21 protein-coding genes are annotated in these 21854 nt (G+C 73.0%); 8 read left to right on the top strand and 13 right to left on the bottom strand.

Features of this window, described 5'->3' with window-relative positions:
• Positions 1-4 precede the first annotated feature (4 nt).
• Positions 5-1756, top strand: a complete 1752-nt coding sequence (locus HCN51_RS06355) for an acyclic terpene utilization AtuA family protein (RefSeq protein ID WP_168007735.1) — start codon at positions 5-7, stop codon at positions 1754-1756.
• On the opposite strand, the gene HCN51_RS06360 is transcribed toward HCN51_RS06355, so the two are convergent.
• A complete protein-coding gene (locus tag HCN51_RS06360) occupies positions 1710-2588 on the bottom strand; it encodes an ROK family protein (protein ID WP_168007737.1) in 879 nt (292 codons plus the stop codon). The genes HCN51_RS06355 and HCN51_RS06360 overlap by 47 nt on opposite strands.
• A 62-nt stretch (positions 2589-2650) precedes the next feature.
• On the opposite strand from HCN51_RS06360, the gene HCN51_RS06365 reads away from it, so the two are divergent.
• The 5 genes from HCN51_RS06365 to HCN51_RS06385 all read left to right on the top strand — a co-directional run bounded on the left by HCN51_RS06365 (position 2651) and on the right by HCN51_RS06385 (position 6157).
• Positions 2651-3457 (top strand): GNAT family N-acetyltransferase, encoded by an 807-nt coding sequence (locus HCN51_RS06365; protein WP_206066627.1) that lies wholly within the window; start codon positions 2651-2653, stop codon positions 3455-3457.
• A 62-nt stretch (positions 3458-3519) separates the two neighbouring features.
• A complete protein-coding gene (locus HCN51_RS06370) occupies positions 3520-4536 on the top strand; it encodes a phosphotransferase family protein (protein ID WP_080036578.1) in 1017 nt (338 codons plus the stop codon).
• 97 nt (positions 4537-4633) lie between these two features.
• Positions 4634-4912 carry a hypothetical protein gene (locus HCN51_RS06375; RefSeq protein WP_168007741.1) on the top strand — a complete coding sequence of 93 codons (279 nt, stop codon included), beginning with the start codon at positions 4634-4636 and terminating at the stop codon, positions 4910-4912.
• A gap of 57 nt (positions 4913-4969) precedes the next feature.
• Positions 4970-5821, top strand: a complete 852-nt coding sequence (locus HCN51_RS06380) for a Scr1 family TA system antitoxin-like transcriptional regulator (protein WP_168007743.1) — start codon at positions 4970-4972, stop codon at positions 5819-5821.
• A 69-nt stretch (positions 5822-5890) separates the two neighbouring features.
• Entirely contained in the window at positions 5891-6157 is a 267-nt protein-coding gene (locus HCN51_RS06385) for a hypothetical protein (protein WP_080036575.1), read from the top strand.
• Between the two features lie 73 nt (positions 6158-6230).
• Here the strand turns inward: HCN51_RS06385 and HCN51_RS06390 are convergent, their stop codons facing one another.
• The 10 genes from HCN51_RS06390 to HCN51_RS06435 all read right to left on the bottom strand — a co-directional run bounded on the left by HCN51_RS06390 (position 6231) and on the right by HCN51_RS06435 (position 17514).
• Entirely contained in the window at positions 6231-6593 is a 363-nt protein-coding gene (locus HCN51_RS06390; RefSeq protein WP_346433551.1) for a VOC family protein, read from the bottom strand.
• Positions 6594-6687: 94 nt separating this feature from the next.
• Positions 6688-7980, bottom strand: coding sequence for a DUF1266 domain-containing protein (locus tag HCN51_RS06395; RefSeq protein WP_168007745.1), 1293 nt, complete (start codon positions 7978-7980; stop codon positions 6688-6690).
• Between the two features lie 49 nt (positions 7981-8029).
• Positions 8030-8995, bottom strand: coding sequence for an ABC transporter substrate-binding protein (locus tag HCN51_RS06400; protein WP_168007747.1), 966 nt, complete (start codon positions 8993-8995; stop codon positions 8030-8032).
• 13 nt (positions 8996-9008) lie between these two features.
• Complete coding sequence (locus HCN51_RS06405) at positions 9009-10142, bottom strand: ABC transporter permease (protein WP_168007749.1); 1134 nt, start codon at positions 10140-10142, stop codon at positions 9009-9011.
• A complete protein-coding gene (locus tag HCN51_RS06410; RefSeq protein ID WP_168007751.1) occupies positions 10139-10906 on the bottom strand; it encodes an ATP-binding cassette domain-containing protein in 768 nt (255 codons plus the stop codon). Before HCN51_RS06410 ends, HCN51_RS06405 begins: the two co-directional genes overlap by 4 nt.
• A 75-nt stretch (positions 10907-10981) precedes the next feature.
• Positions 10982-12982: a glycosyltransferase family 39 protein gene (locus HCN51_RS06415; protein ID WP_168007753.1), complete on the bottom strand. Its 2001-nt coding sequence runs from the start codon at positions 12980-12982 to the stop codon at positions 10982-10984.
• On the bottom strand, positions 12979-14145 hold the full coding sequence (locus tag HCN51_RS06420) for a bifunctional glycosyltransferase family 2/GtrA family protein (RefSeq protein ID WP_168007755.1): 1167 nt from the start codon (positions 14143-14145) through the stop codon (positions 12979-12981). The genes HCN51_RS06415 and HCN51_RS06420 overlap by 4 nt, the downstream gene beginning before the upstream one ends.
• 24 nt (positions 14146-14169) lie before the next feature.
• Positions 14170-15561, bottom strand: a complete 1392-nt coding sequence (locus HCN51_RS06425; protein WP_346433552.1) for a HAMP domain-containing sensor histidine kinase — start codon at positions 15559-15561, stop codon at positions 14170-14172.
• The gene (locus HCN51_RS06430) at positions 15558-16256 is read right to left on the bottom strand and encodes a response regulator transcription factor (protein ID WP_080036568.1); all 699 of its coding nucleotides are present in this window, start codon (positions 16254-16256) and stop codon (positions 15558-15560) included. Before HCN51_RS06430 ends, HCN51_RS06425 begins: the two co-directional genes overlap by 4 nt.
• Before the next feature lie 64 nt (positions 16257-16320).
• The gene (locus HCN51_RS06435; RefSeq protein ID WP_168007757.1) at positions 16321-17514 is read right to left on the bottom strand and encodes a cytochrome P450; all 1194 of its coding nucleotides are present in this window, start codon (positions 17512-17514) and stop codon (positions 16321-16323) included.
• Positions 17515-17605: 91 nt separating this feature from the next.
• On the opposite strand from HCN51_RS06435, the gene HCN51_RS58000 reads away from it, so the two are divergent.
• Positions 17606-18163 (top strand): TetR/AcrR family transcriptional regulator, encoded by a 558-nt coding sequence (locus HCN51_RS58000; RefSeq protein WP_080036566.1) that lies wholly within the window; start codon positions 17606-17608, stop codon positions 18161-18163.
• A gap of 7 nt (positions 18164-18170) precedes the next feature.
• Here the strand turns inward: HCN51_RS58000 and HCN51_RS06445 are convergent, their stop codons facing one another.
• Together HCN51_RS06445 and HCN51_RS06450 are read right to left on the bottom strand one after the other, a co-directional pair.
• Positions 18171-19676 carry an FAD-dependent oxidoreductase gene (locus tag HCN51_RS06445; RefSeq protein WP_168007759.1) on the bottom strand — a complete coding sequence of 502 codons (1506 nt, stop codon included), beginning with the start codon at positions 19674-19676 and terminating at the stop codon, positions 18171-18173.
• Between the two features lie 95 nt (positions 19677-19771).
• Positions 19772-20662, bottom strand: coding sequence for a LysR family transcriptional regulator (locus HCN51_RS06450; protein ID WP_080036564.1), 891 nt, complete (start codon positions 20660-20662; stop codon positions 19772-19774).
• 70 nt (positions 20663-20732) lie between these two features.
• On the opposite strand from HCN51_RS06450, the gene HCN51_RS06455 reads away from it, so the two are divergent.
• Entirely contained in the window at positions 20733-21743 is a 1011-nt protein-coding gene (locus tag HCN51_RS06455) for a YeiH family protein (protein WP_168007761.1), read from the top strand.
• Positions 21744-21854 lie beyond the last annotated feature (111 nt).

Below are 21854 nucleotides of genomic sequence, written 5' to 3' on the forward strand. Positions count from 1 at the left end.
GCCGATGGTGCTGCGCGTGGCCAACTGCAGCGGCTTCTACGGCGACCGGCTCTCCGCCGCCAGGGAGATGGTCGAGGGCGGCCCGATCGACGTGCTGACCGGCGACTGGCTGGCCGAGCTGACCATGCTCATCCTGGCCGGCAACCGGCTCAAGGGCCGCCCGGGGTACGCGCCGACGTTCCTGCGCCAGCTCGAGGACGTCCTGGGGCCCTGCCTCGACCGCGGCATCAGGATCGTGACGAACGCGGGCGGCCTCGACCCGGCCGGCTGCGCGGAGGCCGTGCACGAGCTGGCCGGCCGCCTCGGCCTCGCCCCGTCCGTCGCGCACGTCACCGGCGACGACCTCACCGGCCGGGAGTTCCCCCTGGTCAACGCCGACACCGGCGAGCACCTGACCGCCACCCCGCTGACCGCGAACGCCTACCTCGGCGGCCGGCCGATCGCCGCCGCGCTGTCGGCGGGCGCGGACGTCGTGGTGACCGGCCGCGTCACGGACGCCGCCCTGGTCACGGGCCCGGGCATCTGGCGCTACGGCTGGGGGCCGGACGACCTCGACCCGCTGGCGGGCTCGGTGGTGGCCGGGCACGTCATCGAGTGCGGCTGCCAGGCGACGGGCGGCAACTACGCGTTCTTCCAGGACGTGCCGGACCTGGCGCACTGCGGCTTCCCTATCGCCGAGCTGCGCGCGGACGGCTCGTCCGTCATCACCAAGCACCCGGGCACCGGCGGCCTGGTCTCGGTCGGCACGGTGACGGCGCAGCTCGTGTACGAGCTGGGCGGCCCCCGCTACCTGGGCCCTGACGTGGTGGCTCGCTTCGACACGATCACGCTGTCCGGCGACGGCCCCGACCGGGTGCTGATCTCCGGCGTGCGCGGCGAGCCCCCGCCGGACACGCTGAAGGTGGCCGTCAACTACCTGGGCGGCTACCGCAACACGATGACGCTCGTGCTGACCGGCCTCGACGTGCCGGCCAAGGCGCGGGTGGCCGAGGAGGCGATCTGGGCGCGGATCCCGCGCGAGTCGTTCGACTCGGTGGACGTGACGCTCACGGACTCGGGGCTGCTGCGGATCACCGTGATGTCCGCGGACGAGCGCACGGCGGGCCGTGCCTTCTCCTCCGCCGTCGTGGAGACCGGGCTGGCCAGCTACCCGGGCTTCTACGGCCTCTCCCCGCCCGGGAACGCCTCGCCGTACGGGGTGTACTGGCCGGTGCTGGTGCCCGCCTCGGAGGTGCGCCCCAGGGTGTTCCTGAACGGCGAGGAGATCCCGCTCCCGGCCGCGGCGGCCTCCGAGCACGCCACAAGCCTCCCGGCCCCGGCGGCCCGCGCGCAGGCCGCACCCCTCGCGGCGCCCGTGGTCGAGGTCCAGGCGGCCGGCGCACGTTCGGCGGAGCCGGTCACCACGATCCCCCTGGGGCGCATCGCGGGTGCCCGCTCGGGCGACAAGGGCGGCAACGCGAACCTGGGCGTCTGGACCGACACCGAGGCCCGCTACACCTGGCTGGCCGCCCACCTGACCGTCGAGACGCTCAAGCGCCTCCTGCCCGGCCTCGCCCCCTACCACGTGGACCGCCACGACCTGCCCAACCTCAAGGCGCTCAACTTCGTCGTCCACGGCCTCCTGGGCAGGGGCGTGGCCGCGAGCCCGCGCATGGACCCGCAGGCGAAGGCGCTCGGCGAGGAACTGCGGGCGCGGCCGGTGGACGTCCCTACGTCGCTGGCGCCGCCCGCCACCCCAGCAGCCCCGCCCCCATGAGCCCGGCCACGGCCCCGAGGGACGAGGCCCGCACCGCAGGCGCGGGCCGCTCCCCCAGGCGGGCGCCCAGCCGCGTGCGCAGCGGCGCGAGCAGGGTCTCGCCCGCCTGCGCGACCCCGCCGCCGATGACGACGGCCGCGGGATCCAGCACCAGCGTGTACGTGGCCAGCGCCAGGGCGAGCGCGTCCACGGCGTCGTCCCAGACGGCGGCCGCCCGCGCGTCCCCGTCGAGGAGCGCCCGCACCACCTCCTCGGCCCCGGGAGCGCCGAACCGGGCCGCGACGGCCCCTCCCGAGGCGTAGGCGGCCAGGCAGCCGCGCTGCCCGCAGCCGCAGGCCGCCCCGCCCGGCCGCACGGGGATGTGCCCGATCTGCCCGGCCCACCCGCCGGCGCCGCCGTAGAGCGCCCCTGACAGCACCACGGCGCCCGCGATGCCGGTGCCGATGGGCAGGTAGAGCACGTCGTCCTCGCCGCCCCCGTAGGCCAGCTCGGCCTCGCCGGCCGAGCGGACGTCGTGGCCGAGCGCCACCGGCAGGTCCACGTCGCCGGCGAACGCCTCGGCGGGCACGTCGCGCCAGCCGAACGCGGCCGAGAACACGGCGTGCGTGGGCGTGACGAGGCCGGGCACCGCGAGCCCCACGGCCTGAGGGCGCACGCCGTCGCGGGGGCGGGCGAGGTCGGCGACGAAGGCGGAGATGGCGGCGACCACCCGGGCGGGGCCCTCGGCGCGCGGGGTGGGGCGGCGCTCGGCGTGGCGGATCGTCCCGTCCCTGGCGACGAGCCCGCCCTTCATGGTGGTGCCGCCGACGTCGATGGCCGCCACGTACCCCATCCGCCCCTCCACCTCCGAAAATCGTTTTGAGACCTTCATCCTGCATGAAGAACAATGCCCCCATGAACGTTCGCCGCCTCACCCTGGCCGACCTCGACGACTGCGCCCGCCTGGCCAAGGACCGTGGGTGGCTGCCCGAGCGGCACAAGTGGGGCCTGCTGTTCGAGGTGGGCGAGCCGTACGGCATCGACGCCCCCGACGGCGACGGCCTGGCCGCCACGAACGTGCTCACCTTCTACGGCGACGACCACGCGGTGGTCAGCATGGTCCTGACCGCCTCCAGGTACGAGCGGCAGGGGCTGGCCGGCAGGCTGATGGAGCACGTGCTGGAGCGGGCGGCCGGGCGCACGGTCTCGCTGTACGCCACGGAGATGGGCCGCCCCCTGTACGAGCGGCTCGGCTTCCGCGTCGCCGGCCGGGCGGCCAAGCACACGGGCGTCTTCCGGGGAGAGCCGTCGGGGCGCACCCGACCGGCCACGGAGGCGGATCTCGACGCCATCCTGCGGCTCGACGCGGAGGTGTTCGGCACGGACCGCTCGGCGCTGCTGCGGCGGATGTTCGGGTTCGGCGTGCAGGTGCGCGTGGCCGAGGGCGGTTTCGGGCACTGCTGGCGCAACGACGACAACACGGTGATCGGCCCGGTCGTGGCGCGCGACGAGGGGACGGCCAGGGCGCTGATCGGGGACCTGGCGCTGCATGCCGGCGGCGAGGTGCGGATGGACTTCGACCTGTCCAGGCAGGCGCTGATCGCCTGGGCGGGCGAGCACGGGATCGGCAGCCCGTGGCAGGTCTCCATGATGGTGCGCGGCGGGGAGCTGCCGGGCGACCGGGCGTGCCAGTATCTGCCGTTCATGCAGGCGCTGGGTTGACCCGCCTTGCGGGGCTCTCGTAGGGTCAAGCACCAGAATATCGTTCTGTCGAAGGGCGGTCCATGACCTCCTCCACCCACATCGACGTCGGCGTCATCGACTTCGACGAGCTCGGCGCGTGGATGGACGCCGAGGGGCTGCCCGGCGGCCCGATCACGGGGCAGGCGCCGGTCCTGGGCGGCACGCAGAACGTCATGGTCCGCTTCGAGCGCGGCGGCCGCCCGTACATCCTGCGCCGCCCTCCCCTGCACACCCGCCGCAAGAGCAACGAGGTGCTGCGCCGCGAGGCGCGGGTGCTGGCCGCGCTGCGCGACACGCCCGTGCCCGCGCCCCGGCTGGTGGCCGCGCAGACGGCGCGCGAGCCGGTGTTCTACCTGATGGAGCCGGTCGACGGGTTCAACCCCTCGACCGGGCTGCCGGAGCCGCATGCCTCCGACCCGGCGATCAGGCACCGGATGGGGCTGGAGGCCGCCGCCGCGCTGGCCGAGCTGGGGCGCGTCGATCCGGCGGTGCTGCCGGGGTTCGGGCGGCCCGAGGGCTTCCTGGAGCGGCAGGTGCCGCGCTGGCTCAAGGAGCTCGACTCCTACGGCGAGCTCGACGGCTATCCGGGCCCCGACATCCCCGGCCTGCACGAGACGGCCGAGTGGCTGACCCGGCACCTGCCCCGCACGTTCACCCCGGGCGTCATGCACGGCGACTACCACTTCGCGAACCTCATGTTCGCCCCCGACAGCCCGCGCGTGGCCGCCATCGTCGACTGGGAGATGTGCACGATCGGCGATCCGCTGGTGGATCTGGGCTGGTTGCTGGCGATGTGGCCGTCCGGCAACGAGCACGTGCCGGGGCTGCCGCCGCCGCGCGAGCTGGTCGCGTACTACGGGGCGCTGTCGGAGCGGGACATGTCGGCCATCGAGTGGTACGCGGTGATGGCCTGCTTCAAGCTCGGCATCGTGCTCGAAGGCACCCACGCCAGGGCGTTCGCCGGGAAGGCGCCGCAGGACCTCGGCGACCTGCTGCACGCGGCGACGCTGGGGTTGTTCGAGCGGGCGCGGGAGTTCATGGACGGGGCTCTCGACTGAGGCATCACATATCACGTTTTCCGGAAAGACGATCACAAGCCGGGCGCCGCAGCGTACAATTGCGCGCAATTGCACAATTAATCGGGGAAGGATCGTCATGCGAATGCGGTTCCTCGGCTCCACCTCGGAGGCAGGCGCCTGTCCCACCCTGTACGAGACCGACCGCGGCACCATCGTCGTGCAAGGTCTGCAAGTGACCGACGCGGAGGCGCTCGCGGACCTCCGTGACGTCCTCGACGGCGAGACCGCGGTCGAGGTCCCCCGCGAGCTCATCACCGAGATCGCCCGCCGCGTCCTGCCGGACGCCGCCGGCACGCATGCCCCTACGGCAAACGCTTTCCCGAGCAGCGGAGGAACACCCACGGCAACCGGTTGATCACAATTGCGGCGGGCCCTGGCATGATCGGCGCGGGCGGGGCTAGCCTCTTGCGGCGTGACGTCCTTTCAGCAGGCGCGCATCGACCTCGGCAGCCAGCTACGCCAGCTGCGCGAGGCGGCCCATCTGTCGGGCAAGGAGCTGGCCGAGCGGCTGCGCTGGCAGCCGTCCAAGGTCTCCAGGCTGGAGAACGCCCGGCAGACGGCGACCGAGGACGACGTCGTCGTGTGGGCGCAGGCCGTCAACGCCTCGCCCGACACGACCGACGAGCTGATCAGGCAGTCGATCGCGCTGCTGGAGCGGCACGACGACTGGAAGCAGCGCCACCGCAGCGGCCTGGCCGCGATCCAGGAGGACATCCGCGACCTGGAGGCGCGCACCAAGGTCTTCCGCGTCTTCGAGCCGGGCATCATCGTCGGCCTGCTGCAGACCTCCGAGTACGCCCGGCACGTCTTCCGCAAGGTCAAGCGGCTCTACAGCGCCGCCGACCAGATCGACGCGGCCGTCCGCGTGCGCATGCAGCGCCAGGAGATCCTCTACGACCGCACGCGGACCTTCAGGTTCGTGGTCACCGAGGCGACCCTGCGCACCGCGCTCGCGCCGCCCGAGGTGATGCGCGGCCAGCTCGACCGCCTGCTCGCCGTCAGCACGCTGCCGAACGTCGAGTTCGGCGTCATCCCCTTCGCCACCGAGCTGCCGGCCAACCCCGTCAACGGCTTCTGGATCTACAACGAGGCCATGGTCGCCGTCGCCACCATGACCAAGGACCTCATCCTGCGTGACCCCGACGACATCGCCTTCTACGTGCGGGCATTCGACGACTACGCGAAAGCGGCCGAGTTCGGGGAAGCGGGGCGGGAAGTCATCATCTCGATTCTTCACGATTACCGGAAACAAGGCCCACATTAACCGCAGCAATTGCTTGCCACCCACCGCAAGATCGTGCAATTCTGTCGCGAGACGTTGCGGAGGTGACGCATGATGCTTGATACCGCGCTGTGCCTCGAGCGGTTCGCCTGGCACGCGGGTCGTCACGCCGACCTGTCCGTGCAGAGTCTGGCGCTGTCCAGCGACCCGGCCTACGTGGCGGTCCGCAACCGCTTCTCGGCGACCCTCGCGGAGACGGTGACGTGCTCCGACGACGGAGCCTTCGTCACCTCGTGGGGCTACCGCCTGGGCACCACCGAAGACGTCGAGTCCGCCGCCGCCCGCCTCGCCTTCCTCCTGGCGGCCCTGCCGGCTTAGGGCCCGCGCCTCTCAGGACCCAGGCTTGAGCCCCACGGCGCCTGGCGGGCGACACCCGTCAACGCCGGTGATGTCAGGAAGACGTCAGGCAGAAGGGGTGTCCGGCCGGATCCAGGAGCACCCGCCAGCGCCCGTCGCCGGGCTGGCGGTCCGGCTTGGCCGCGCCGAGCTCCAGGGCCAGCTCCTCCACCGCGTCGAGGTCGTCGGCGCGGAGATCCAGGTGGGCCTGTTGCGGCACCTCCTGACCCGGCCACCGCGGGGGCCGGTATCCGTCGACCCGCTGGAACCCCAGATCGCAGCCGGAGCCGTCCGTCAGAGCGACGAACTCGTCCGAGCTGAAGAGCTCGCGCATCCCGGTCAGCGCACCGTAGAAGCCCGCCAGCGTCCGCGGGTCGGCACAGTCGAGAGTCACCCCGCGCAGTACAGCACTCGGCACCGTTCGCTCCTTCGCGTCCGCGCATCCGGCCCCGTGAGCCGTCGCCCCAGAGCACCGTACTCGCCGTATCCACCGCTGCGGTAGCGGTTCGCTGCTAGGGCTGCTTGAAGGGGATGTTGCGCCAGGGGCTGGCGGGGTCGGTCATCAGGATGCGGTGCGCGGCGAGCATCTCGCCGTACCAGTCGCCGAACTCCTCCTCGTCGAAGTGCAGGCAGCGGCCCAGGATGTACGCGGCCGAGAAGTCCTCCCACGAGCGGTAGTCGAGCCGGCTGACCCGGCCGGCCCGCAGGACGGCCTGCTCGGCCTCCTCCAGGGTGCAGTAGCGGGCGCCGAGGCCCCAGCGGGCCATCTTCGAGGCCCGGCCGTAGTCCCAGGCCGCCACCGAGTGCACGAACCGGTTCTCGGGGAGGAGGCCGTCGGCGCGGAAGCGGGCCTCGTACCTGGCGATCCGGCCGATGAGCCGCTGCGCCCCGGCGACCTGCGCCCGCAGCTCGGTCTCGCTCACCGGCCGCACGCTCTGTCCTGGGCCCGTGCCCTGCGCCGGCCCCGTGCCCTGCGCCGGCGCCGTGGGCTGGGCCGCGCGGTGGTGCAGGACGCGGGTGGTCGCGTGCCGCCAGTGGTCCAGCTCGACGGTGCCGCCGAAGTCGAGGGCCAGGCTGCGGCGCACGCCCAGCACGAAGCCCCAGACCGAGCTGCTCATCTCGCCGGCGAGCAGGTCCTCCATCGCGCTCGCCCAGCCGGCCCGGTCCGTGATGCCCCACCACTCCTGCAAGCGGCGGCGCTCGCGGACGTAGCCGGTGCCGTGCCAGCCCATCGCGTTCCAGAGGGAGCCGTTCGTGACGCACAGGAGCGCCCCGCAGGCCAGCCCGTGCGCCACCGGCCCGTGCAGCGGGCCGCCCGACCACAGGGTGCGCAGCCGGCCGCGCCTCGGGGCGGTCGCGCGCTCGGCGTGCCGGCGCCACATCTGCCGGTGGGCGGCCGTGGCGGGGAAGAACGCCTCGACCGGGGTGCCCGGGTTGACGGCCAGCCACTCGTCGTCGCGCGGCCAGTCCTGTGCGAGGTCGGCCAGGTCGGTGGCGAAGAAGACCGGGTCGGGCACGGGCGCCGGGAGCATCCCGTCGGTGTGGAAGGCGAGCATCAGGTGGCCGTTCACCCGGACGGGGTTGAAGTGGATCCAGCCCGGCTGGGCGTCGGCCTGGGCGCGCGACATCGCGTGGTAGAGGTCGGCCCGGGCCAGGACGTCGAGGTAGGCGGGCCAGTCGCCGCGCAGCTTGGCCGTGTACAGGTCCCGCTCGACCTCGGCCGGCGCCCGCCACCCCGAGCCGTGCGCCCACCCGCCCGGACCCGGCGCCTGAGAGGCCGCGCCGGGCTCGTCATCCACCCCCATGCCGCGTTACCTTACAGCCGTTTTGTGGGGGTACGAGAGGCTTCGCTGCTCAGCAGCCCGCCTTGTAGAGGACCTTCTGCACCTCCGGCCGGTCCACGTTCGCCGCGGTGACGATCGTGGCGTCGGTCGGGATCGACGGCGTGACCTCCTGCCCCTTCACCGCCGCGACGGCCTGCTCGACGCCCTTCGCCCCGATGTCCGCGGGCAATTGCGCGATCAGCGCCTGCACGACGCCGTCCTTGAGCTGCTTCACCTGCGCGGGGCCCGCGTCGAAGCCCACCATCTTGACCTTGCCGAGCTTGCCGGCCTGCTGCAGGGCGGTGCCCGCGCCGGTGGCCGAGTTGAGGTTCGTGGCGAACACCCCGGCCAGGTCGGCGTCCTTGGCCAGCGCCGCGTTCATGATCCGGGACGCCTCGCCGACGTCGTTGTGCGAGTACTGCACCCCGACGTAGGTGAGGCCGGGGTGGCTCGCCTTGATCTCGTCCGCGAAGCCCTTGATCCGCGCGTCCACGGTGCTGACGCCGGGGTCGGTGGAGATGACCAGCACCTTGCCCTTGCCGCCGACCTGCTCCGACAGCGCCTCGGCCGCCGCCGCGCCGCCCTTGAGGTTGTCGGTGCTGATCCTGGACAGGCCGATGGTCGGGTCCTCGACCACGGTGTCCACCAGGATGATCTTGATGTTCTGCTGCTTCGCCTGGGTCAGCGGCGCGATCATGGCCTTCACGTCGGTCGGGGCGATGAGCAGGGCGTCCGGCGCCCCGGCGACGACGGAGTTGACGATCGGCGTCTGCAACGTCGGGTCGAACTTCTGCGGCCCCTGCACGTCGAGGTCCACCCCCAGCTCCTTGGCCTTGGCCCGCGCCCCGCACGCCATCGTCTCGTAGAACTCCTCCCCCGCCAGCCCCTGCACGAGCGCGACCCTGATCCGGTCACCGCCACCGCCCGTGTCCCCGCCTCCGCTTCCACAGGACGTGATCAGCAGCATCGCCGCGAGGGCGGCCATGGCCTTGCGCATGGTGGTGCCTCCTTCACTGGTCGCGGGCCCGGCGCCGCCACTGGTCCAGGTACACGGCGGCGACGAGCACGGCGCCCACCACCACCTGCTGCCAGAACGGGCGCACGCCGAGGATCTGGAAGCCGTTCTGGAGCACGACGGGGATGAACACGCCGATGACCGTGCCCGTCACCGTCCCCACCCCGCCGAACAGGGACGTGCCGCCGATCACCACGGCCGCGATGGCCTGGAGGTTGTCGGTGGAGTGCGCGGAGACGCCGGTGATGCCGTACTTGGCCAGCGACAGGTGCCCCGCCAGCCCGGCGAGCAGCCCGGCCAGGCCGTACACCTTGATCAGGTGGCCGCGCACGGCCACGCCGGCGCGCCGGGCGGCCTCGGCGTTGGAGCCGATCGCGTACGTGTGGCGGCCGAAGCGGGTGAAGGCCAGCGCCAGCGCCAGGGCGGCGGTGATGGCGGCGCAGATCCACACGATCAGCGGCACGCCGAGCCAGCGCGCCAGCCCGAGCCCCAGGTTGAGGTCCGCGGGGGCGCGCAGGTCGACGCCGCCGGTGAGCAGGAGCGCCCCGCCGAGCGACATGCCGAGCGTGCCCAGCGTCACGATCAGCGCCGGGATCCGGCCCAGCGCGACCAGCACCCCGTTCAGCACGCCCCAGGCCAGGCCGGTGACCAGCGCGCCGGCCGCGCCGAGCGCCGCGGAGCCGGTGCCCTCGGTCACCTTGGCCGCCACCACGGCGGAGAACACGAGCACGCCGCCCACCGACAGGTCGATGCCCGCCGTGATGATCACGAACGTCATGCCGGTGGCCAGCAGGAGGAGGATCGCGGCGTCGCTGACCAGGTTGAGCAGGTTGAAGGAGGTGGGGAACGCGCGCGGGGCCAGCACCGAGAACGCGGCCAGCAGCGCGACCAGCACCAGCCCGATCCACACGACCTGCGGCCCGCCCCGGCCGGTCCGCGCCGGCTTCGCGCCCGCCCCCTCCGCCGCCGCCGCATCGCGAGCGACCCGGCCCGTCCCCGTCGGCCCGTCGTGCGCGGCCCCGCCCGTCCCCGTCGGCCCGTCGTGCGCGGCCCCGCCCGTCCCCGTCGGCCCGTCGTGCGCGGCCCCGCCCGTCCCCGTCGGCCCGTCGTGCGCGGCCCCGCCCGTCATGGCCGGCCCTCCTGCTGCTCCAGGGCGCCGGTCATGGCGCCGACCAGGTCCTCCATCGACGCCTGCGCCGTGGCGAAGCGGGCCACCCGCCGGCCCAGCCGCAGCACCTCGACCCGGTCGGAGACCGCCATGACGTCCTGCATGTTGTGGCTGATGAGCACGACGGACACGCCGGAGTCGCGTACGGTCCTGATGAGGTCGAGCACCCGGCGCGTCTGCACCACGCCGAGCGCCGCCGTCGGCTCGTCCATGAACACCGCCCGCCGCGCCCACGTCACCGCCCTGGCCACCGCGACACCCTGCCGCTGCCCGCCGGACAGCGCCGACACGGGCGCGCTCTGGGAGGGCAGCCGCACGCCGAGCCGCTCGCAGGCGTCCTGAGTGGCGCGGCGCATGGCGGCGTTGTCCAGCACGCCGAGCAGCCCCAGCAGGCCGGGCCGCAGCCGCTCCCGGCCGAGGAAGAAGTTCGCGGCGGGGGTGAGGTCGGCGCAGAGGGCGAGGTCCTGGTAGACGGTCTCGATGCCGGCGCTCCTGGCCTCCTCCGCGGAGCCGAACGCGACCGGCTCGCCGTCGACCTCGATCGTCCCGCCGTCCGGACGCTCGACGCCCGAGAGGATCTTCGCCAGCGTGGACTTCCCGGCCCCGTTGTCGCCGATCAGCGCGACCACCTCGCCGGCCCCCAGGCTGAAGGACGCGCCGCGCAGCGCCTCGACCTGGCCGTAGCTCTTCACGATCCCGCGGGCGGCGATCAGCGGTACGGCCATAAGACCATCAAGAAACGGTCTGACATCGTTGTCAAGACCCAGTGGGACGCCGGGTTCCGGACGTCCCACTCCCGGCTACTCCGAGCAGTCGTAGAGCCCGTCCTGGCCGTCCACGGCCGAGCAGTTCTGCCGCACCCAGGTCGTCACCTCCGTGTCGCCCCGTCCGGGGCCGCCGCCGCTGCCCGACAGGACGTACCTGAGCCGGCCCGAGGAGACCAGCGCCTGGAGCCGGGCCACGGTCATGGCGGGGTCGCTGCCGGTGAAGCCGCCCATCGCGATCACCGGCCTGCCGGTGGACAGGATCAGGCCGGACGCCTGCTGGGCGCTGCTCACCGCGACCAGCCACGTGGCGCCGCCCTGGTTGGCCACCAGGTACTCGGCCAGCGCGTCACTGACACCGCCGCCCGGGCCGCCGCGCCCCATGAAGCCGGCCCGGCGCTCGGCGTTCCCCGCCTGCCCCTGCTGGCTCTGCCCGCCGGGGAACTCGGCGCCGCCGGTCGGCATCCGGCCGCGCATGCCGCCGGGCCCGCCGAAGCCCATCCGTCCGGACGAGGGGCCGGCGGTCGGGTTCGTCCCGTTCGTCTGGGACTGCAGCGGCGTGACCGCGTACGCGGCGGGCCCGGCCAGGCCGGCGACGACCACGGCCGCGAGCGCGACCGCCGCGACCCGTACCCGCACCTGCGCCCGCATCCTGGCCAGCACGAGCGCCGCCACGGCCACCAGGGTCGCCCCGAGCACGACCCAGGCCAGCCACGGCAGCCAGTCGGGGGTGCGCCGCAGCACCACGAACGACCAGCCCCCGGTCATCGCCACCGCCAGCGGCAGCACCCAGGCCCACGCCCGCGACCGCCGGTACGCCGCCCACATCACCACGACGCCCGTCCCGGCCAGCGCGGCCACCGCCGGCGCCATGGCGGTCGTGTAGTACGGGTGGAAGGTGCCGCTGGAGAAGCTGAAAACCACGTAGTGCACGGCCAGCCACCCGCCCCACACGAGCCAGGCCGCCCCGGAGGGCCCGCCGTCGCCGGTCACGCGCCGCACCCGCAGCAGGATCGCGAACGCCAGCGTCACCACGCAGAACGGCAGCAGCCACGAGATCTGCCCGGCCAGGATCTCGTTGAACAGCCGCCCGGCCCCGGACTCCCCGCCGAAGCCCCCGCCACCACCGCCACCGCCGTTGCCGCGGCCCTGGCCGAAGACGCGGCCCAGGCCGTTGTAGCCGATCACGAGGTCCCAGACGGTGTTGTCGGTGGAGCCGCCGATGTAGGGGCGGGAGTCCTTCGGCCACAGGTCGGTGATCACCATCCACCACGCGCTGGACACCACCAGCACGACCCCGGCCGCCACCAGATGCCACACGCGCCTGATCCAGGGCGTCCTGGCGCACGCCAGGTAGGCGAGCGCGAGCGCCGGCACCACGAGGTACGCCTGCAACATCTTGGCGTTGAACCCGAGCCCCACGAAGAACGCCGCCAGCAGCAGCGACCGCATCCGGCCCGTCCGCAGCGCCTCCAGGCAGAACCAGGCCGACAGGACGAGCAGCAGCACGAGCACGGTGTCGGGGTTGTTGTCGCGGTTGATCGCCACGGTGATGGGCGTCAGCGTCATGACGACGGCGGCGATCAGCGCCGCCACGTGCCCCCGCCGCCCGCCACCGGGATGAGCCGGGGCGGTGAAGGCGCGGCGCACCGCCGAGAAGACCAGGCCGACGGCCGCCACCCCGGCGATCGCCTGCGGGAGCAGCATGCTCCACGTGCCGTAGCCGAAGATCCGCGCCGACAGCCCCATCACCCACAGCGCCAGCGGCGGCTTGTCCACGGTGATGAAGGAGCCGGCGTCGATGGCGCCGAAGAAGAACGCCTTCCAGCTCTTGGTGCCCGACAGGATGGCGGCGGCGTAGTACTCGTTGGCGTTGCCGCTCAGCGCCCACGCGTACAGGACGAAGGCGACGGCGAGCACCGCCCACATGGCGGGCCGCGACCAGCGCGGGTCCTGCTCCGCTCCGAGGAGGGCGCGGGCGAGCGCGCCGCGCCGGCCGGCGGCCCGGTGCCCGGGCCTGATCGCGGTGACGGTCATGGGGTGTTCCTCCGCTTGGGGTTGAAGACCCACGCGCGCAGCAGCAGGAAGCGTACGAGGGTGGCGGCGGCGTTGGCGACGATGACCGCGACGAGCTCCACGCCGTGGGAGACCCCGGCGGGCAGCAGGGAGAGGCTGCCCGAGGTGAGCGCCAGCCCGACGAGGAAGGCGATCAGCCCTTCGAACTGGTGCCGCACGGCCCCGCCCGGGCCTTTGACGCCGAAGGTGAAGCGGCGGTTGGCGGCGGTGTTGGCCACGGCGGTGACGAGCAGCGCGACCGCGTTGGCGGCGAGGGGCGGCACGACCTGGCGCAGCAGCGAGTACAGCACGAGGTACGCCAGCGTGCTGACCACGCCCACGATCGCGAACCGCGGGAGCTGCTTGGCCATGCCCTTCGGCAGCTCGGCCCGCCCGGACAGCGGGACGCGGGTGGCGCCGGACAGCGTCCCGCGGGCCACGCGGACGAGGCCGCGCAGGTCGTCGAGGGCGGTCTGCACGATGTCGACCCGGCTGTCCGGGTCGTCCACCCAGTCCACGGGCACCTCGTGGATGCGCAGGCCGTGGCGCTCGGCCAGGAGCAGCAGCTCGGTGTCGAAGAACCACTGCTCGTCCTCGACACCGGGCAACAGAGCCTGGGCGATCTCCGTACGCACGGCCTTGAAGCCGCACTGCGCGTCCGAGAAGCGGGCGCCCATGCCGAGGCGGAGCAGCAGGTTGTAGGAGCGGGAGATGAACTCCCGCTTGGGCCCGCGCTCGACGCGCGCCGCGCGGGCCAGGCGGGTGCCGATGGCCAGGTCGCTGTGCCCGGTCAGCAGCGGGGCCACCAGCGGCAGGAACGCGTCCAGGTCGGTGGACAGGTCCACGTCCATGTAGCTGACGACGTCGGCCTCGCTCCGCGACCACACGGTGCGCAGCGCCCGGCCGCGGCCCTTCTCGTCAAGGTGCACGGCCCGTACGTGCGGCAGTTCCCTGGCCAGCTCGGTGGCGAGCTGCCAGGTGTCGTCCGTGCTGGCGTTGTCGGCGATGGTGATGCGGAAGCCGTAGGGGAAGTTCTGGGTGAGGTAGGTGTGCAGCCGGGCGATGCTGGCTCGCAGCGCCCGCTGCTCGTTGTAGACCGGGACGACCACCTCGACCAGGCGGGTCCGTACTGCTGTTGTCTCCATGCAGCCAGGACACTTTTTGGGTCTTTAAGGTGACTTATCCGTTTCTGAGTTACGGATGAGAGTTCCCGGCAGGTCCATGGTCGCGATCGCCCCGCCACCTGGAGCGTTCTCCAGGCGTACGGTGCCGCCCGCCTCCGTGACGGCCTGCGCCACGATCGCCAGCCCCAGCCCCGAGCCGGGCAGGCCGCGCGCCGACGGGGAGCGCCAGAACCGCTCGAACACGTGCGGCAGCTCCTCCTCCGGCAGCCCCGGGCCGTGGTCGCGCACGGTCAGGCGGCCGTCGCGCAGCTTCACCTCCACCTGGGCGCCCTCCGGGCTGAACTTGGCGGCGTTGTCGATGAGGTTCAGCACCGCCCGTTCCAGCGAGGTGGCGCTGCCCACGACGTACCAGGGGCTGAGGTCGGTCACCACCTCCGCGCCGCGCAGCCGCGCCCGCTCCACGGCGGCCGTGACCACCTCGTGGAAGCCCAGCTCGACGTGCGGCTCGTGGTCGGTGTCGCCCCTGGCGAGCTGGAGCAGGTCGGCCACCAGCGTGGACAGCTCGGCGAACTGCGCCTTCACGTTGACCAGCAGCCGCTCCTTGGCGCCCGGGTCGAGGCTGCGGCCCGTCTGCTCGCTGCGCAGCAGCAGGTCGATGTTGGTGCGCAACGTGGTGAGCGGGGTGCGCAGCTCGTGGCCGGCGTCGGCGACGAGCTGTTTCTGCCGCTCCCTGGAGCCGGCCAGGGCGGCCGTCATGGCGTTGAACGAGGAGGACAGGCGGGCGATCTCGTCGTTGCCGTGGACGGGGATGCGCGTGTCGAGGTCTTCGGTCTGGGCGATGTGCTCGACCGCCCTGGTCAGGTCGCCCACGGGACGCAGGGCCGCACGGGAGATCGTCAGGCCCGCCCAGGCCGCGCCGAGCACGCCCAGGGCGGTGATGCCGCCGAGCATGAGCGCGGCCTTCTGCAGCGTGCTGCGCATGTACCCGAGCGACCTGGCCTCCATCACCGCCACGCCGGGCTTGAAGTTGACCGTCACCACCCGCACCTGCTTGCCCTCGCGCGTGGTGCCGTAGCGGTAGACCGGCTCGCACGGCTCCAGGGCCGCCATGTCGAGCTCGTAGTCCGGCACGATGGGGTCGCCGATCGAGCAGGTCGTGCCATTGGGGTAGAGCAGCGTCGCCATGCCGTCGAAGGGGCCGGGCGAGCCCCCGGGAGTGCAGTTGTGCTCCAGGAACGGTTTGTCGCTCTTCCTGGCGCTCTGCTCGATGGTGGCGTCGAGGTTGCCCCGCAGCCGGTCCTGGAGGATGAAGTACGACAGGCCGGCGCACATCGCGATGGCCAGCGCCACCGCCACCGTGACCAGGAGCGTCAACCGCGTGCGCAGGCTGCCGCGCGTGGCCAGGGCGCGGACACGGTCACCCCATGTGCCCTTCACTGCGTGGCCCTGAGCACATAACCCACCCCGCGCACGGTGTGGATCACGCGCGGCTCGCCCCCGGCCTCCGTCTTGCGGCGCAGGTACATCACGTACACGTCGAGCGAGTTGGAGGTCGGCTCGAAGTCGAAGCCCCACACCTCGCTGAGGATCTGGTCCCTGGTGAGCACCTGGCGCGGGTGCGCGAGGAACAGCTCCATGAGCAGGTATTCGGTCCTGGTCAGGTCGAGCCGGCGGTCGCCGCGCGTGACCTCCCTGGTCGCCGGGTCCATGCGCAGGTCGCCGTACGACAGCGTGTCGCCCTCGGGGGTGCCGGCGCTGAGCGCGCCGCGCCGCAGCAGCGCCCGCACCCGGGCCAGCAGCTCGTCGAGCTCGAACGGCTTGACGAGGTAGTCGTCGGCCCCGGCGTCGAGCCCGGACACGCGGTCGCCGACGGCGTCGCGGGCGGTGAGCATGAGCACGGGCACGTGGTTGCCGGAGGCGCGCAGGCGGCGGCACGCGGTGAGCCCGTCGAGCCTGGGCATCATGACGTCGAGCAGCACCGCGTCGTACGTCTCCGCCGCCAGCGCGTCGAGCGCCTGCTGCCCGTCGTTGGCCGTGACGACCTTGTAGCCCTCGAACTCCAGGCTCGACTGCAGAGCCTCGCGCAACGCGGGCTCGTCGTCCACTACCAGCAACCGTGCGGGCTCACTCATGCTTGAAACGCTAGGGGCTCATCATGAAAACGTGATGAACGACCTCACGGAGATTTTATGAGGATCACCACGCGACGGGCATCGAGGTGAGCCCGAAGATGGCTCCATCGTACTTGGCGGTCAGGTCCGCGTCGGCCACGGTGACGCGCAGGCCGGGCAGGCGCTCGAACAGGGTGCGCAGCGCGATCTCCAGCTCGGCGCGCGCCAGGTTCTGACCGAGGCACTGGTGCACGCCGTAGCCGAAGGCGACGTGGTGGCGGGCGCCGCGCTCGATGTCGAACGCGTCCGGCCGCTCGAAGACGCGCTCGTCCCGGTTGGCGGAGGCGCCCAGCACGAAGATGCCCTCGCCCTTCCTGACGAGCTGCCCGCCGATCTCCTGGTCCTCGACGGCGACCCGGTCGAAGGCGGCCCAGTCGACGATGGAGTGGAAGCGCAGCAGCTCCTCCACCGCCATGGGCCAGCCGGCGGGGTCGGCGCGCAGCGCGGCGAGCTGGTCGGGGTGGCGCAGGAGGGTGAGCACGGCCAGGGGGATCATGTTGGCGGTGGTCTCGTGGCCGGCGACGAGCAGCAGGAACATCACGCCCACCAGCTCGTCGTGGGTGAGCCGGCCGCCGGTGATGAGCCGGCCGAGCAGGTCGTCCTTCGGGGCCTGCTCGGCGGCGGTGACGAGCCCGTCGAGGTAGTCCCTGATCGCGAACGCCGCCGCGTGGGAGTCGTCGTCAGTGCTGAGCATCTCCCGGGTGCGGGCCTGGAAGAACGCGTGGTCGGCGTACGGGACGCCGAGGAGCCGGCAGATCACCAGCGAGGGCAGGGCGAGCCCGAACGCCTCGACCAGCTCCGCCTCGGACCCCTGGGCGACCATGTCGTCGATGAGCCCGTCGACCAGCTTCTGAATGTCGGGGCGCAGCTCCTTGATCCGCCGGACGGTGAACTCGGGGATGAGCAGCCGCCGGAACCTGGTGTGCTCGGGCGGGTCGAGGTCGATGAAGTGGCCGGTCCTGAAGTGTTCGAGGGCCTGCTCCTCCTCGGGCGAGGGGGCCTCGGTGCGGAAGGCGGCGGTGGGATGGCCGGGCGTGGCCGGGCTGGTGCTGATGCCGGTGCCGGCGAGCACGCGCTGCGCCTCGGCGTGCCGGGTGACGAGCCAGACGTCGCCGCCGGGCAGGGAGGCCCGGACGAGCGGCGCCTCCTCGCGCATCCGCGCGTACTCGGGCGGCGGCGCGAACGGGCAGGTACGCGGAAGCGGGAAGGAATGCGCCATAGTCTTGACCCCCTGGGAAGCAGCCGATCGCATTGCTTACTTACGCGAAAGTAAGCAATGGTGCGATGGGCCGTCAAGTGATGGGAGCGGAATGGCGGGCCGGCGGACGGACACACGTGAGCGGATCCAGCAGGTGGCGCTGGAGCTGTTCGCCGAGCGCGGATACGACAAGACCTCGTTGCAGGAGGTGGCCGAGCGGCTGGAGATCACCAGGCCCGCGCTCTACTACCACTTCCGCACGAAGGAGGACATCCTGGCCAGCGTCGTCGACCGGCTGTGCGACTCGATCGACGAGCTGGTGGCCTGGGCCAAGGAGCAGCCCCAGACGGCCGCGTCCCGGCAGGAGATCCTGCGGCGCATCTCCGGGCTGCTGGAGGACCAGTGGCGGCCGCTGTTCAAGTTCGCCCAGGTGAACCAGGGTGTCATGCAGGGCAACCCGGCCGGGCAGCGCATGCGGAGCGGGATGCTCGGCATGCTGTCGGTGCTGTCCGTGCCCGGCGCGAGCGCGGTCAAGCAGTTCGAGGCCAGGCTGGCGGTGTTCGCGGTGATACTCGGGAGCGTGCCGTTCCTGTTCGAGATGGACCTCGACGAGGCCGAGCGCGCGGACGTGGCCCTGGAGGTGGCCACCAAGCTCGTCGGCGACGACTGAGCAGCCTCTACCGGCGCAGCAGCGCCATGGCGGCGTTGTGGCCGCCGATGCCGCTGACGCCGCCGCCCCTGCGGGCGCCCGCGCCGCACATGAGGACGCGCTCGTGCTCGGTCTCCACGCCCCACCCGCCGCCCTCGGCGAACGGCCAGCTCAGGTCGGTGTGGAAGATGTGGCCGCCGGGCAGGCCCGCGTCCCGTTCGAGGTCGACCGGGGTCTTGACCTCGACGCACGGGGTGCCGTCGGGGGCGGTGAGCAGGCAGTCCTCGATCGGCTCGGCGAGGACCGCGTTCATGGAGGCGAAGGTGGCGTCCAGGGCCAGCTTCCTCGCCTTGTCCGGATTTTTCCGGAAAAGGCGGGCGGGCATGTGCAGGCCGAACAGCGTCATCGTCTCCGCCCTGCCCCGCAGCTCCGGCCCCAGGATCGACGGGTCGGTCAGCGAGTGGCAGTAGACCTCGGCCGGCGGCAGGTCGGGGATCTCGCCCCGCTCCGCCTGCGCGTACGCCGCCGCGAGCTGATCGCGCCCCTCGTTGATGTGGAACGTCCCGCTGAAGGCCGCCCTCGGGTCCACCGAGTCGTCCTTGAGCCGGGGCAGCCGCGTGAGCACCATGTTCACCTTGAGCTGCGCCCCCTCCGGCACCGTCGCGGGCCGGCCCATCAGCCGGTCGAGCACGGCCGGCGGCAGGTTCACCAGCACGTAGCCGCCGCTCACGGTGTGCTCGCCGTCCTCCGCCACGAACGTCACCTCGCCCGACGGCGAGATGCCGACGATCTCCGCGCCGGTCCTGATCTCGGCGCCCGCCCGCCTGGCCGCCGCCTCCAGCGCGCCCGACACCGCGCCCATGCCGCCGACCGGGACGTTCCACTCGCCGGTGCCGTCGCCGATCACGTGGTAGAGGAAGCACCGGTTGGCCAGCAGGTCGGTCGACGGGTCGGCGAACGTGCCGATCAGCGCGTCGGTCAGCACCACGCCGCGCACGGTGTCGTCGCGGAACCGCTCGTCCACGACCTCCCCGATCGGCCGCGCGAACAGCTCACCCCACGCCTCGGGGCCGACCAGCCGCTCGATCTCGATCTGCGACCGCAGGGGTTCGAGCAGCGTCGGGGCGAGGGCCCGCGCCACCTCGGCGGTCATGCCGTAGAAGCGGCGCCACGCCTCGTGGTCGGCCTCGCCGCCCGTGACGCTTCTGAACGAGGCCGCCGTGCGCAGGTCGTCCTCGTTGTCGACGAGCAGGCCCGTGTCGCCGACGGGCGTGTACGAGGCGTAGCGGCGGCGCCGCAGCTCCAGGTCGAGCCCCAGGTCGCGGACGATCCGGGTCGGCAGCAGGCTCACCAGGTACGAGTACCGCGACAGCCGCACGTCCACCCCGGGGAACGCCTGGGCGGAGATCGCCAGGCCGCCCACGTGCGCGTACCGCTCCAGCACGAGCACCTGCCGCCCGGCGCCGGCCAGGTACGCCGCCGCGACCAGCCCGTTGTGCCCGCCTCCTGCCACGACCACGTCATACGAAGCCACCTTCGCACCCTACGACCCGCCCTGCCCCGCCCGTCAACGACCTCCCCGTGGGAAGGGCGAGCGAGTCAGGGGTGGTCGGCGCTCCGCGATCCGGGTCAGGGGCGGCTGGCGATCGCCAGGAGGGTGGCGGCCGGGCCGGTCAGCGGGCGGCCGCGCCGCCACACCGCCCGCAGGCTGCGCACCAGGTTGACCCCCGTGAGCGGCACCTCCACGAGCCGCCCCGTCGCCACGTCCGACTCCACCGCGTACCCGCTGAGCACCGCGGGCGCCACCCCGGCCTGGGCCGCCCCCTTCACCGCCGAGTTCGACCCGAGCTCCAGCCGCGGGCTGGCCCGGTGCATCGCGGCGAACGCCACGTCGAGCGTCTCCCGCGTCCCGGAGCCCGGCTCCCGCACGACGAGCGGCGTCGCGGCCAGCTCCGGCCCCCTCAGCACGGTACGGCGGCGCGCCCACGGATGCGCCGGCGCCACCACGACCACGAGCCGGTCGGTGCCCACGACCCGCACGGCCAGCCCGTCGGGCACGGTCGGCCCCTCTACGAACCCCAGCTCGACCTCCCCGGCCAGCACCCGGGCCGCGACGTCGGCCGAGTTCACGACGTCGAGCCCCACCTGGACGTCCGGCTCCCGGTGCTGCAGCTCGCCGAGCCAGCGCGGCACGAGGTACTCGGCCACCGTCATGCTCGACGCCACCCGCAGGTGGGCGGCCTCGCTGAGGCGCACGGCCTGGGCGGCCCGCATGAGCTCCTGCGCGGCCCCGAGCACCTGCGCCGCCCAGCCGGCCACCATCTTGCCCTCGGCGGTGAGCGTGGAGCCGCGCGGCGTGCGTTCGAGCAGGGGGAGGCCGAGGCGGCGTTCGAGCAGGGCGATGCGCTTGCTGGCGGACGGCTGGGCGATCCCGGCCGCCCTGGCCGCGCGCCCGAGGCTGCCCAGCTCGCCCACGTCGACGAGGAGCTTCAGCGAGTCGAGGTCGGGCAGCGCACTCATAGCCACAGGCTATGGCCTCACAGGCAAGGCATGGCTACTCGGCCCTCCTCCCGCTCTGAAGACTGGGATCATGCTCACCACTCCGCACGAAACCCGCTCCCACCTCAGGACATTGGCACCAGGAGCGGGTGTCGCGGGCGGGGCGGTGGTGCTGGCGATGCTCGTCAACCTGCTCGTCCCGGCCCTGTCGCCCGCCGTGGTGGCCGTCGCCGCCGGGGCCGCCCTGGCGAGCCTGGCGGGGGTCGGGGAGCGGCTCAGGCCGGGGCTCGCGTTCGTCTCCAGGCGGGTGCTGCGGGTGGCGATCGCGCTGCTCGGCCTGCAGATCGCCGTGCCGCAGGTGCTCGCGCTCGGCTGGCAGAGCCTGGCCGTCGTGGCGGTGGCGACGGGCGTGACGTTCGCCGTGACCCCGGTGATCGGGCGCCGGCTGGGGCTGAGCCGCGGCACGTCCCTGCTCATCGCGACGGGGGTGTCCATCTGCGGCGCCGCGGCCATCGCCGCGATGCGCGAGAGCACCGACCTGCCCGACGACGAGGAGGCCGCCGCGAGCGCGCTCGGCGTCGTGGTCCTGTACGGGACCGCGTCCATCGCCCTGATCCCCCTTCTGGCCTCCCTGCTGGGCCTGTCTCCGGCGGAGCTGGGCGTGTGGACGGGCGCGGCCGTGCACGAGGTGGCGCAGGTGGCCGCGATCGGCGCCGCCTCGGGGGTGCTGGCCGTCGCGGTGACGGTCAAGCTGGGGCGGGTCGTCCTCCTGGCCCCCATCGTCGCCCTGACGTCCTACCGTTCCCGCACCGCCTCACCCTCCGACCGGCCTGAGGCTGGGCGGAGGCCGCCGGTCGTGCCGCTGTTCGTGCTCGCGTTCCTCGCGATGGTGGCCGTCCGGAGCACGGGGCTGGTGCCGGCGTCGGTGACGGGCGCGCTGCCCGCCGTCACGAACGTGCTCATGGCCGCCGCCCTGTTCGGCCTGGGCACCGGGATCGACGTGCGGAAACTCGTGCGGGGCGGCCGGGCGGCGCTGCTCGGCGGCATCGCCACGGCGATCATCGCGGTCACGTCCCTGGCCGGGGTGGCGCTCCTCGTGTGATCCTCGGGGTGGACGGCCGGGCCTGCGGGGCCGTACCCTGCTCCGTTCGGAACAAATACCGCGAAAGCGGCCGTTCCCCGTAAGCAGTCCCAAAATCCACCCAAAGGAGCA

This window comes from Nonomuraea composti, from assembly GCF_012034275.1.
In the GTDB taxonomy this organism is placed as follows: Bacteria; Actinomycetota; Actinomycetes; order Streptosporangiales; family Streptosporangiaceae; genus Nonomuraea; species Nonomuraea composti.